Source organism: uncultured Actinomyces sp. (assembly GCF_963542285.1).
Classification (GTDB): Bacteria; Actinomycetota; Actinomycetes; order Actinomycetales; family Actinomycetaceae; genus Pauljensenia.
Genome location: NZ_CAUTWQ010000008.1, coordinates 22,173 through 35,592, shown reverse-complemented (window position 1 = coordinate 35,592; position 13,420 = coordinate 22,173). Strand labels below are relative to the sequence as shown.

Sequence of the window (13,420 nt, the reverse complement as noted above, 5' to 3'; positions counted from 1 at the left end):
TCCACTAGTCGCTACTTTTGTCCGTCACAAAATCGTCTACTTGGCGGTTAGACAGCACACATGTTTTCGCGCAAAAAGTCGTGGGGAGCGGTGCGGAGCAACTAGTATGGCAATGGATTAAGGAGGAAAGGTGAGCGAAGCGGTTCACGAGCAATCTCAGGATAATCGCCCACCCGCACGTGGATCGGGACGACTGGTTATTGCCCTGTACTGGATTTTTAGCGTCACTGTGACTCTTCGAGCTCTTGCTGATTCCTATTATCTGCGAGAGATACCGTTGTGGGCGCGCATCATTGCGGTGCTTATTGGAGCAATTTACGTGGTTGCTGCTATTAGCCTGACGCACAATGGAAGGCGTATGCGCATCCTTGGCTGGTGCATGATCGCTTTGTGCCTTATCGGACCTCTTGCATGCGGCGTAGCTGGAGCTTCCTTGTCTTCAATGAGTCTGATGCCGAATGCCTGGAATGCTTTCGGCGCTGACTTCGCCTATCTCCCACTGGCCGTTGCCGCTATCGGGGCCATATGGATGTGGCTCTCTAATCCTCGCAGGATCGTCGAAATTGCCGAGCAAGTAGAGCGACCCGGTAAGGGGATTCTTGCCTCGAAAAAATCGGAGGCCTCAGGAGAAGTGGAAGTCGCCCGCGGCTAGATTCCGTTCGGGAACCCCAACTGACGCCAAGCCTCGTAAAGAGCAATCGATGCGGAATTTGCGAGATTGAGTGAACGTACTCCCGGGAGCATCTGAATGCGTACGCATTGAGTGATACGTGGGTGAGTCATTGCCCATTCGGGAAGACCGACCGATTCGCGGCCGAAGAGTAGGCCATCTCCATCGGCATACTGAACCTCGCTGTAATGATCTGAAGCGTGTCCGGTAAATGCCCAGATGCGCCCTGGGACTTCGGCTAGCGCGTCTTCAAAATTGGAGTGGACCTTGACGTGTGCCAGATCGTGGTAGTCCAATCCTGCGCGCCTGAGTTTGGTGTCGGACATGTCAAACCCCAGCGGTTCAACCAGGTGAAGAAAAGCGCCAGTACATGCAGCTAGGCGAATTGCGGCGCCGCTATTTCCTGGGATTTCGGGTTCAAGAAAAATGATGTGAAGCATGTTAGTTCGATGGTGTTTGGTACGTTACGGTCAAGGTTGCGCGGGCGATGGTGTGTTCTAGGGCCTCGAAAGAATACATCGCCAATGAGGTGTCGTCATCGCAGCCTAGGGTTGGAATATCTAGGGCGTGAACGGAAAAAATGTAGCGGTGGGGACGATCACCTGCTGGCGGCGCGGCGCCAAAGTATGAATGATCGCCGTGATCTCCTCGAAGGTGGAAGGCGCTTCCATCAAGTTCTAGATCGGAACTGCCAGCTCCGCGCGCAAGAGATGTACATGCGACGGGGATGTCGATCACCATCCAGTGCCAAAAGCCTGATGGTGTGGGGGCATCTGGATCAAAGCAAGAAACAAAGAAGCTTTCTGTCTGCTCAGGGAAACCGCTCCACTCTAAGTGCGGCGAGATGTTGCCGCCTTCTGCTGTGTGCAGCCTTGGCATGGGGAGGCCGTTGCTTAGATCTTGCGACACCACGGTAAATGTTGCGCTGGGGGGAAGCCCTTCGTATGGGTTGGGAGCAAGAGGACGATCAAAGAGGCGCATGCTCATATTCTTTCACTTCTTCAGAAGGAACCAAAGTGGACGCAAATGATGGAGAGGTGCATACACTGATAGAACATTTGTTCGATTGAGGTGGTTCTATGAAGCGTTTAGACCTTGCTCGTCAAGTTCTGCGCGATACCGAAAGTCGCCTGGGACTTGAGAAAAATCAGGCTTTTTCGGATCTTTCATCGCGCTGCGTGGGGGTCTGGGAATACGACGGGACTTACTCGCAGTTGATTCATACCATTCTCTCTCTTGATATCCAAGAGGGTTGCTGCGCTTTCATTGGAAGTGATGATTTGGGCTGGGAATATGCCTTTAAACAGGGATTGAATCTGGCGCGTTGCCTCTATGTTCCTTCTTCCTGTGCGGATGCACAGGTAATCTCGCTTCTTCTCCCGCATTGTCGATTGCTCTATGTGGACCGTTGTGCGTTATCGCTTCGCGATATGCGACGTTTGGGTGCTCAGGTGCGAAAAGAAGAAACAATTTTGTTGACTAAGTACCCATGGGTTGGGCTCAGTCGCCCGTGGGGAGAAGAGCTTGATGTTTATCAAAAGGCGGGATGATATGCGCTGTCTTATGGTATGGATTCCTAATTGGGAAATTAATGCTTTGGTAGTCGATATTCCTCCGGGGGCTCATGGAGCAATTGAAGAGCGTGGATATGTCAAAACGGTGACTCCTTCTGCGTGGAAATGCGGTGTGCGACAGGGGATGCGCGTGTCGATGGCACGTTATCTATGTCCGGATCTCCTTATTCTTCAAAGTGATCCGCGTAGGGAATTGAACTCTTTTGAAGTAATTATTCAAGCTTGTGAGCAATGGGTTGCTGGTATCGCCTGTGTGCGTCCGGGGCTGGCGTGGGCCCCTGCTGCTGGAGCGGCTCGATGGAGCGGAAGTGAGGAACGTCTTGCCGAAAATATTGTTGATTCGATTTCTCGATGGAGCGGATCGGAAAGCAATGTGGGGATAGCCTCCGGGCCTCTTGCAAGTTACGCAGCGGCGAGGCGTGGCATTATTGTGCCCCAAGAGCGGACTCAAGAGTTTCTCGACCGCATTGACCTTGCGCAATGTCTTCCATTATTTCCCCAAAAACAGCATGAACAGCTCCGTCAGGTCATTGATACATGCCGCTCAGTGGGAGTGGTGCGCGGTCATGAATTGGTGCGCATGGGAGAAAAGGCTCTGTATACACGTTTTGGGAACATTGGTCAGCAGCTCTACGAATTATTTAGAGGGAAAGATCTTTGGATCCCGAAACATGAAATTCCCGTACGTGAAGTACAAGTGGATGAGGAGTGCGAGGAAAGTATTGAGAATGAAGAGCAGGCTGCTTTCTGTTCGCGTCGTTTAGCGCGTCAAGTCTGCGAAAGGCTTGAAAGAGCGCAGCTGCGTTGCTCAAGCATCGTGATCACTGCACACGATCAAAGCTATGAAACTTACGAAAGGCAATGGTGGGGAATCGATGGGGATGAAGAAGAAATCGCAGATCGTATTCGCTGGCAGCTTGTAGCTTGGCTTTCTGCTTCCAGCGCCGAGGAAGGCTTGATTCGCGTCAGTGTCCAAGCTTTGTATTGCATTCCTTCAGCGGGATCGAACCCTCTGTGGAAAACGCATCACTCACCCAAACGTGATTCCGCCCTTCGTAAAATTTGCTCCTATAAAGGTGAAGATGCCGTTCGTGTTCCATGCCTAGTTCCGGGGTATACCCCCATGCAAAGAGCAGGCTTTGCCTGTGTTGATCAAGCTGTGACGAGCTCCAGTGATCTTCTTTATCCCGAAGGCGCAGTGGAAGAGGCTCCCTCGAAGGTGTATGCCATGCCTCTCCCGGCTTTTCTCTATGCTCATTCTTCTGTGCACACGCATGTACAAGTGGCAGTTAGTGATCGCTCTACACTCACGCATAATCCCGAAGAAATCGTTGCAATAATTTCGGGGCGACAACACCGCTACGGGGTCCTTTCCTGGAAAGGCCCGTGGAGCATGCCGCACTCGTGGTGGCAAGAGTCGGCCGAAGCTATCGGCCATGCTCCCTGTACGCACTACCTCAGGGTGAGTTGTAACAATTCCTCGGATCTTCTACTGATGTGGGAACACGGTTCTTGGAGTGTTGCTGGAATGTATGAAGATCATCAAGGCTAATCATTCATATGGGTTATCCTGAAAAGATGGGTACCTCACCGATTCGTCAAGCTCTTCGCGCGTGCGGTGAAGAAGATGCAGTCGCACTTCTTGGACGCGCATTATGGGCGCAGGCGGCACTTGCGGATACGCGCGGTGATGTTCAAGAAATAACCTGGAGCGATACCGAGGTTTCGGCCCGCGTCCGTGCACCGGGCGTCATATATCGAAGCCTCATTCGTTACGTAGATTCCTCAAAGACGCATCTTCATTTAACCTGTTCTTGTTATCTTGCAGGTGCTTGCGTTCATGCAGCTGCCTTGCTTCATCGCGCTCGGCGTGAATGTGGTGAAGATTCTGCTACTCAAAATCCGGCAGGCTCCGTATGGATGAGTGAGTTTGAAAGCTTGTTATCCACAGATGGCGCTCAATCTATGGGGCTTATTGTTGATGCTCACGATCCTGCTCAACCGGTATGGCTGACTCCGTTGGTTCTTGTTCGCAATCAAGAGCCTCGCCGTCTCAGCTGGTCTGAACTTGCGCAGTCTCAGTGGAATAGTCTCCTAGATACTCTTGCGCCGGATCATCTCACGACCTTGCGACGTCTCTATCAAAGCAGTAGAAAGTCGCGTGAATATTCGCTGGGCAGCTATGACGTCTCACTGGAATCGCTGGGGCGCAGTGCGCCCATCTGGCTCTATGAACTCCAAAAATCGGGGGTTGTACTTCTGACGCCACAACTCCATCGATTCGACTTTCAGATGAATTCTTTTGCTGTCGCGATTGATATGAACCTCGGCAGAAAAGGACTTGAACTCTGCTATAAACGTGAACAAATTGACCGAGCGGGTACAACGCTACCTTTTCCGCGACGTGCTGATGAAATGGGACTGACCTTCATTAATGGAGGAGAAGGTGCGCTTGCAGATCCCATCGATCAACAAGAGCTTGCCCCTCTCAATGAGGTTTGTGTTCGCATTCCATTCTCTGCAATTGGAGATTTCATTAGGAATGAACTTGCCACACTTCGTGCACACTACCGATGTATATCCTCAATGAGGACTTTCTCATTTGATGACCTCCTGCCACAGTTGCGACTGTGCCTGCGAGAGCGAAATTCGCAGTATGCCTATGTGTGCTGGGCGGTGGATTACAGCTTAGAGAAGAAGCGGTTCCGCTCTTATTTGCCCCCGCAGACAAAAATTAGTCATCTGAGTGACTCTCTTACCCGTGACTTTGATGCTGCCCACGCGGCATTACGCGCTTACTTTCCTGCTGTCTCGCTGGCGCCAACACTGCACGAACTTCTGATCCCGCTTCCGCAAGTCCCCGAGCTGCTTCGTGCATTAAAAAATAGCTGGCCGGTGGATTCAGTAAGGTGGGATATTGATCAGCATCTTGAAGAGACTCGCATTGTTGATGAGAAAGTGCAGATTAACGCACAGATTCAGGCAACGGACTCTCCGGACTGGTGGAATTTGCGTGTTACTGTTCGCGTCGGAAATGAAGAATTGCCGATCTCTCGAGTGCTCGGCGCGCTCTCTGAGGACCAAGACTACATTCGCCTCGATAATGGCCGTTGGCTCCATCTTGAAGGTGTCGATATTGATCGCTTACGCCTACTTCTTAGACAAGCGGCGCAACTCCACCGATCGCGTTCGATCGATAATATTTCGCTGACAACCTCACAATTTGGATTATGGGAAAACCTGAGCGAGTTCGTCGACACGCGTGAAGAAGATCGGCAATGGCGAAGGCGCATCGACGCTCTCAGAGAGCTGGTCGAAGAAGAAAATGTAGCTATCGAGGATGAGCCGCGAATGCGTCCTTATCAGGCGATTGGCTCACGTTGGGTTCTCAATAGAATTCGGGCCGGTTTCGGTTGTGTTCTTGCCGATGATATGGGACTTGGAAAGACCAGGCAGATCCTGGGGGCGGTTGAAAAGTTTCGAGGTTATACAAGCCACCCTGTTCTGGTTATCGTTCCCACCAGCGTCATGTCGAGCTGGCAGGATGAAGCTCATAGTTGCTTCCCTCAAATGAGGATCTCCCTGATTCAGTCAACCTATGCGCGTGACCCACAGGGATGGAACAGCTTGGATCGCGCGGATGTTGTTGTCACCTCGCATACGCTCTTTCGTATCGACTGTGAGCAATGGAAAAATAGAGAGTTGGCGGGCGTTGTTATCGACGAAGCTCAAGCTGCCAAAAACCCGCGCACGCAGCTGTATCGATACCTGAAGGATTTACCTGTTGCCTGGCGAGTGTGCATCAGTGGAACTCCTATTGAAAACTCTCTTGAAGATCTCTGGTCACTCATGTCTTTAGCAGTTCCGGGGCTCCTGTCAAGCCATTCTTCTTTCAATGAGAAGTTCCGGCGTCCGATTGAAGCAGGACGATCGCCTGATCTTCTCAATCTTCTGCATTCGCTGATCGCCCCGTTTGTTCTTCGGAGAACGAAGGAAGAGGTTGCACCCGAGCTGCCTGAGCGCGTTGAAACCATTCTTCCTGTGCCGCTCGGTCGTAAACAAAGGCAAATTTATGACCGCTATTTGACCCGCGAGCGCGCACGTCTTCTTCATCTCGAGCTCGAAAATGACACTCGTGAACGATTTGAGGTTTTGGCTGCGCTTACGCGCCTTCGGCAATTGTCTTTGGATCCTGCTCTGGTTGATCAACAGTACGAATCTGTCGGCTCAGCAAAGATTGATCTGCTGTGTGAACACTTGGAGCAGATTCTCCCGCTGGGGCATAAAGTCTTGGTTTTTAGCCAATTTGTTGCTTTCTTGGAACGGATTCGTCGTTCCTTGGATCAACGTGGGATTCGCTGCCTTCTTCTTGAAGGAAAAACACGTAACCGTCCTGCGTTGATCGATGAGTTCCAGCATGGAGACGTGCAGGTGTTCTTAATTTCCCTCAAGGCTGGGGGAGTAGGGCTTACCCTAACTCAGGCAGATTATGTCTACATGATGGACCCTTGGTGGAATCCTTCAGTTGAGGCGCAAGCGGTTAATCGTGCGCACCGTATTGGTCAAGATCGCAGGGTGAATGTCTATCGCTTGGTCGCTCAAGACACAATTGAAGAAAAGGTGTGTCAGCTTCAGGCCCACAAGCAGCTACTTGTCGACAGTGTCATGGGAGAAAACTTAGGAGAAGGGCGTAGTTCCGCTGATATTCAGCAGCTACTTAAGCTCATTCAAGAAGACCGGGATGAGCGCGTTTAGCTCGATCTCTTCTTAAGGGGGAATTCACTGCATGTCGAACACATGTTCGATATGCTGATTGGGTGGGATCCCATCACTTTGCTGAGCTACACGCGCATTCGTACTTCACCTTTCTTGAGGGAGCAGATGCGCCAGAGGACTATGTTTCTTCAGCCCAAAAGCTGGATCTTAGTGCCCTTGCTCTACTGGAAGTCGATGGAATGTACTCCCTTATTCGGGCCTTACAGGCAGCGAAAGAATCTTCTTTTCCCCTTCTTATTGGCAGTGAATTGACTCTAGATGCAGGACAGTTCTCCCGATATAGCTCACCAAGAGAAGCGACTCAGGGCTGGGGATTACCCAAGGGGTGGGAAGACCGTGGAATTCGCCTTCCCGTCCTTACAACCTCGGTGAAAGGGTATCGGGATCTGTGTCATCTTATGAGCGAGTACACGCTGACGCATGATGCACAAGATAGCCCGGCTCACGGCCTCGACGATCTTGCTCAGATGGGGGATATCCGTATTTTGACGGGAGGAAGCAGGGGGCCTCTGCGAAGGATTTTGCATGCGCAGGGGCACGCGCAGGCCGATCGTTTCCTTAAAGATCTCATCGCTTTGTTTGGGCGCGAACGTGTTCTTCTTGAGAGCGTCTTGATGCCTGGGCAAGACGATCTTGGGCGCGAACTCGCTGAACTTGCACAAGCGAATCGTCTCACTCTTGTTGCAAGTGCTGCTCCTGTCATGGCTTATCCTCAATCGAAATATCGAGCGGATCTTTTGTGCTCATTGAGGCAAGGACGCAGTCTTGATGATCTTCAGTATCGACTTCCAGCACAGCATCCCTTCTTGCGAAGTGCCGAAGAAATGCTGGTCCTGCATCGTAGTGCGCCTCAGGCAGTGAACAATGCCTCCGAGTGCGCAAGCGAGTGCTACTACCCCTTATCTTTTGATTCCTTGGACCTTCCTGATACGGAAGTTCCTCCGGGACATACGACGATTTCCTGGCTTAGGGAACTCACCTATTGCCGGGCGGCGGAAATTTACGGTGAGCGCAGCGCTCATCCGCAGGCGTGGCAGGTCATCGATCATGAGCTTGCGATTATCGAAAAACTAGACTTTGCGGGATATTTCCTGATTGTTCATGACATTGTCGATTTTTGTCGTCGCTCTGGGATCATGTGTCAGGGCAGAGGGTCAGCTGCAAATTCTGCTGTCTGCTACTGCTTGGGCATCACCGCTGTTGATGCGATCAAGCACCATATGCTTTTCGAACGATTCCTTTCTCCGGGGCGCTCGGGGGCTCCCGATATCGATATTGACATCGATAGCGCACGTCGCGAAGAGGTCATTCAATACGTGTACCGCCGTTATGGACGAAGACGTGCCGCTCAGGTCGCGACAGTGATTACTTATCGTTCACAACTGGCCTATAAGGATGCCGCACGAGCGCTGGGGATCGCGCCTGATAGCGTACCTACTCGTGCTCAGCGTCGTGAGCATTCCCAAAGTATCGATTCATCGAAGCAAGCAATGCTGGGAACCTGTGCGCAGCTTCTGAGCGGTCTTCCGCGTCATATGGGTATTCATTCGGGGGGCATGATTTTGACGAAGCAACCAGTGAGCGAGGTATGTCCTATCCGTTGGGCCCGAACAAGCGGACGCAGCGTCATTCAGTGGGATAAAGAAGATTGTGCCGATGCTGGACTGGTGAAGTTTGATCTTTTAGGACTGGGGATGTTAGGGGCGCTCGGAGACATCTTTGATTCCCTTCAAGAATCGGGCGTGCGAAATTCTCAGGGGAAGGTTCTTTCTTTATATGAACTCGAAGATGAAGATCCTCGAGTGTATGACCTCCTGTGTGCGGCCGATACAGTAGGGGTTTTCCAAGTGGAATCACGGGCGCAGATGAATGTGCTTCCGCGGCTTAGACCTCGCTGTTTTTATGACATTGTCATTGAGGTTGCTTTGGTTCGTCCGGGGCCGATTCAAGGAGAGGCCGTCCATCCCTACCTGCGTCGTCGCCGGGGAGAAGAGAAAGTGAGCTATCTTCATCCACTTCTTCGTCCTGCTTTGGAAAAGACCTTGGGAGTTCCCCTGTTCCAAGAACAGATGATGCATATCGCTATGGATGTCGCAGGCTTTAGCGCTACGCAGGCGGATGAACTCAGGCGTGCCATGGGTTCTTCGCGCAGCATCCAAAAGATGCAGAAGCTTCGTGAGCCTTTTATGAAGGGTTTACGCCAGCGCGGCATTCCTCAAAATGTCTGCGAGGAAATTTTTACGCAGGTTCAAGGATTTGCCGATTTTGGTTTTCCCGAATCGCATTCCTTTTCTTTCGCCTACATTGTGTACGCGTCGGCCTGGCTGAAGGTTCACTACCCCGAGCATTTCTATGCGGGGATTTTGTCTCATCAACCGATGGGCTTTTATTCGCCCTCCTCGCTGATTCATGATGCACGAGGCCATGGCCTGCTTGTGTGCCCTCCTGACGTTAACCTTTCGGTTGAGAAAACCCGGGTTCTCCCCGCCGAGGAGATCGAGCGTGTCATTGGTACGCAGGCACTTGCCGAGGCGCGTGGAGAGGTAGTTCCCGGAAAAGAAGGATTGGTAGATCCTCACGCACAGTGGGGGATCGTGATAGGGCTTGATGCCATTAAAGGGCTTGACCGGTCTTGTATCCAGAGGATTGTGAACAAACGCCGGGACGGCTTGTATACGAGCTTTGAGCAGCTGGCATCCAGAGCTAGGCTCCGCAGTGTTGATTTGGAAAAGATCGCCCAGGCGGGAGCCCTAGATTCTTTGGGGTATGAGCGACGTGAAGGAATCTGGGCAAGTGGTAGCTTAGGCCAAGACGGAGGAGATTCTGAGGAATATCAACCAATGCTCGATGGTTTTGGCATGGAATACCATCTTCCCGAGCTTCCGCCTTTGGACGAGTTTGCCCGAATTAATCTGGACTATGAGTCCATGGGGATGTCGCCCAGACAGCATCCTTTTGTGCTTCTTCGTCCCGAGATGAACACTCAGGGGGTGACGCCTGCCTGCCGGGTCACCGCGTGTGAGAACCGTGCTCGCATCAGAGTGGGAGGAATTATTACCCATCGTCAGCGTCCCAGTAGTGGCGGAGGTGTCCTTTTCTTGAGCGTAGAAGATGAAAGTGGAAGCGTGAACGTGACAGTCACCGAAAACACGTGGCGGCAATTTCGCCAAGAGGTCATGGCTCCGGCGGTTATTGTCGACGGTTACTGTGAAAACCTGTATGGGACACGAAGCGTACGTGCCTTCCGGATCTATCCGATGAATACAGAGCTATGCGTGCGCTCACGTGATTTTCGTTAAAACCAGTGGTTATGCGCGCTCGCGAGGCACGTAGAGCTCAGAGAAGATTGACCAAATCACCGAAATAATCGGGATCGCAATGATTGCTCCCAGCAGTCCAGCGGTGAAAGTTCCCACCATGACACCGATACCCACGACAACGGGGTGCAAAGATACCTGGTGTCCCATGATGAGCGGTTGAAGAATATGGCCTTCGATCTGACCAATCAACGCAATACCCAAACCGACGATTGCTGCAGTAACAATGCCCTTGGCTGCAAGAGCGACGATCATGGCAAGGATCATCGCTGTTGGAGCACCGATAAGCGGAATAAAAGCGCCAATGAAAACCAAGATCCCCAGCGCAGGAGCTACGGGGACTCCCAGTATCTGTAAGAAGATGGCTGCAAATAGGCCATCTGTTCCAGCCACCAGCATGGTTCCTCGTGCATAGCTGGAGAAAGTTGCCCAGCCGGCTTGCGCTGCACGGTTCGTTACCGCTCGCCGATGATAGGGAAGGAGGGCGACAAACCACGCCCACATCTGGCTGCCTGAGTGCAAGAAGAAGATCGTGATGAAGAAGGAAAGGGCGAGGACCGAGGCGACAACCGCAGCATTCGACACATTCGCCATCGTCTCGCTGAGTAATCCCGACCAGTTAGAGGCGAGGAATTGCTTGCCTTGGTTCATCAGGGTTTCATTCAGATGAGTGAGATCGTTGATGGGAATTTGGAAAGGGAGCTTGAGATGGGAAACCAGATAAGAGACCTTAACAAGCCCGTTTTCGACCTCGACAAGAAGGTTCGGCCATTGGCCAGCGATCGAGGTAATCACCAGTGTCATGAGTGCGACAAAAGTGCCGATGAAAGCCAGAAGAGAGGTAAAGACAGCTAGCCATCGATTCAACCAACGGCTGAGGAAATTTGTCAGGGGATTCAATATCGCGGTCAGAAGAAGCGCAATAAAGATCGCCACAAAGACAGGGGTGGCTTGAGCAATTGCGAAAACATCTACTGAGATGAGGATGATGACGCCGATAATTGCCCATGATCCAACTCCCGCCTGGGCAAGCCAGCGAGGAATAAGAGGCTTACGGGTCGTACCGTTGAGTACGCGGCGGCTACTCGACGCTCTCCTCGTGGGAGGAGTCCACTGGACTCTTGGCGGAGCCTGATGGTGTCGAGGCTTCGGCTGAGTTCCACTACGCGCCTTGAGACGTGCAGTAGTATGCGATCCTAGTCGTTGAGCTCCTTGGGAAAGCGACGTAACAAGTGCCTGTGAATGACGAATCAAGCGCGTTGTCTGGCGCTGAGGTTTCTCACTCATTGTCGTCGGTCTTCTGTTCTGAAGCAGTATCGCTGGGGGAGAGACGCTCGCTCACTGCTGCCGCGGCCTCGCCAATCGCTTTTTGGGCACTTTCAATCATTCGATTCGCGGGGTCAAGAAGCTGTTCCTTGACTTTGCGGCGCATGACTTTGCCCAGCGGGTTGCGGGGAAGGTCCGTAATAATCGCAATCTGACGCGGAAGCGCGTAGTGAGAGACATACTTCTCGGCCCATGCGCGCACTTGTGCCAAGGTAATCATCGGCGCGTCATCTTCTAGGATCAGCGCTGCCGTGACTTCTTCGCGCGCTTCTCCTGCGGGAAGCCCAACCACTGCGACATCCTTGACACCGGGCATTGAGCGAATTGCTGCTTCAACTTGCGAGGGGTAGACGTTGAAGCCACCCGAAAGGATCAGCTCTTTCTTGCGATCGGACATCACAAGGAAACCGTCCTTATTGATCGCGACGTCGCCGGTACGTAGCCATCCGTCTTCAGTGAAAACGCGAGCAGTCTCTTCGGGGGCATCAAGGTAGCCACTAAAGACCTGAGGACCCTTAACAATGATTTCACCGGGAGTGCCGTCTTCAACATCAATGCTGGGATCTTCAAGGTCAACCAAGCGAACATCGGTCGAGGGGAAAACGACGCCCAAAGCACCGTGGTACCGATTATCAGCAAGAGGTGAACCGGCGATAACGGGAGAGGTCTCGGACATCCCGTATCCCTCGATAATCATTCCATCGGTTGCTTCTTCCCATTGCTGAGCCAATGTCTTCGAGAGGGGCATTGCACCACAAATAGACCACTTAATAGTCTTGAGAGAAACGTTCTTCTCAGCAGCACGATTCATCACGCGTTCGAACATCGGGGGAACCCCGACAAAGAAAGTCACAGGTCGGCGCTTATGGGCTTCTAATGCCAAATCGACATCGAACTTTGGAAGAAGCAATTGCGTCGCAGCAAGACGAACCGCTGCGCACATGAAGAAAGTCAATCCATAGGCGTGGAAGTAGGGCAATAGGGAGTAGAAGGTTTCAGCACCTTCGTAAAGCTTCCATACCCACATGCGACATTGATTGACATTAGTTCCAATGTTGCGGTGGGTGAGAGGAACTGACTTGGGGACGCCATTTGTGCCGCCGGTATGAAGGATGACGGCTAAGTCATCGCCGCTTGCTTGGGGCGTATCAGGATGAATCAATCGTGCATGAGCAACTGCCTGATCCCATGAGTGAGCATCTTTAGGTCGCGCGGCGCGCATTTGTTCGCGCGTCTGCCGTGCTCGTTCAATTGGAAGGCTTAAGAGCATGCGCTGTGAGCGCGGCATCTCGGCCGAAATGTCGACAGTGAAAATCGTATCCAGTGCCTTGTCGCCCTCGCGGATGAAAGCGTCAACCGATTTTTCCCAGACGATTGCGACCTTTCCACGGTGGCGATCGAGTTGTTGGTGAATTTCTTCGGCGGGTGCCAGTGGGTTGTGCTCAGCAGCGACGACACCAATACGCATGCATGCATAGAACGCAACTAGCGCCTGCGGGCAGTTGGGAAGACAGATGGCGCAGACATCGCCACGACGCAGGCCGGTCTCGATCAGTACTTGTGCGGCGCGAAGCACCTGAGCATAGAGCTGAGCGTAAGTCAGCGTAGCGCCGAAGTAGTCGACTGCAATGCGTTCAGGGTAGAGCCGCGCAGAGGTCTCCAAAAGAGTGATCAACGACGTATCCGGCACGGGTACCTCTAGTGGCGTTCCCGGATCGTATTGCCTGCGGGATTGCAATGTGAGGTCTGAAACCATG

At 52.3% G+C, this 13,420-nt stretch carries 9 protein-coding genes; 5 read left to right on the top strand and 4 right to left on the bottom strand.

From position 1 onward, the window contains the following. Positions 1 to 130 precede the first annotated feature (130 nt). Positions 131 to 652: a hypothetical protein gene (locus RW023_RS04880; RefSeq protein ID WP_315580140.1), complete on the top strand. Its 522-nt coding sequence runs from the start codon at positions 131 to 133 to the stop codon at positions 650 to 652. Here RW023_RS04880 and RW023_RS04875 read toward each other — a convergent pair. Together RW023_RS04875 and RW023_RS04870 are read right to left on the bottom strand one after the other, a co-directional pair. Continuing rightward, positions 649 to 1,110 (bottom strand): tRNA (cytidine(34)-2'-O)-methyltransferase, encoded by a 462-nt coding sequence (locus RW023_RS04875; RefSeq protein WP_315580139.1) that lies wholly within the window; start codon positions 1,108 to 1,110, stop codon positions 649 to 651. The genes RW023_RS04880 and RW023_RS04875 overlap by 4 nt on opposite strands. Before the next feature lies 1 nt (position 1,111). After that, a complete protein-coding gene (locus RW023_RS04870; protein WP_315580138.1) occupies positions 1,112 to 1,651 on the bottom strand; it encodes a YbhB/YbcL family Raf kinase inhibitor-like protein in 540 nt (179 codons plus the stop codon). Between the two features lie 98 nt (positions 1,652 to 1,749). Here RW023_RS04870 and RW023_RS04865 point away from each other — a divergent pair, with 98 nt between their 5' ends. The 4 genes from RW023_RS04865 (at position 1,750) to RW023_RS04850 (ending at position 10,319) form a co-directional block, all read left to right on the top strand. Then, positions 1,750 to 2,220 carry a hypothetical protein gene (locus RW023_RS04865; RefSeq protein ID WP_315580137.1) on the top strand — a complete coding sequence of 157 codons (471 nt, stop codon included), beginning with the start codon at positions 1,750 to 1,752 and terminating at the stop codon, positions 2,218 to 2,220. 1 nt (position 2,221) lies between these two features. Continuing rightward, positions 2,222 to 3,796, top strand: a complete 1,575-nt coding sequence (locus RW023_RS04860) for a hypothetical protein (protein ID WP_315580136.1) — start codon at positions 2,222 to 2,224, stop codon at positions 3,794 to 3,796. Positions 3,797 to 3,804: 8 nt separating this feature from the next. Beyond that, positions 3,805 to 6,999: a DEAD/DEAH box helicase gene (locus tag RW023_RS04855; RefSeq protein ID WP_315580135.1), complete on the top strand. Its 3,195-nt coding sequence runs from the start codon at positions 3,805 to 3,807 to the stop codon at positions 6,997 to 6,999. 62 nt (positions 7,000 to 7,061) lie between these two features. After that, entirely contained in the window at positions 7,062 to 10,319 is a 3,258-nt protein-coding gene (locus RW023_RS04850; RefSeq protein WP_315580134.1) for an error-prone DNA polymerase, read from the top strand. 9 nt (positions 10,320 to 10,328) lie between these two features. On the opposite strand, the gene RW023_RS04845 is transcribed toward RW023_RS04850, so the two are convergent. Next, complete coding sequence (locus tag RW023_RS04845) at positions 10,329 to 11,624, bottom strand: AI-2E family transporter (RefSeq protein WP_315580133.1); 1,296 nt, start codon at positions 11,622 to 11,624, stop codon at positions 10,329 to 10,331. After that, positions 11,617 to 13,419: an AMP-binding protein gene (locus RW023_RS04840; protein WP_315580132.1), complete on the bottom strand. Its 1,803-nt coding sequence runs from the start codon at positions 13,417 to 13,419 to the stop codon at positions 11,617 to 11,619. The genes RW023_RS04845 and RW023_RS04840 overlap by 8 nt, the downstream gene beginning before the upstream one ends. Position 13,420 lies beyond the last annotated feature (1 nt).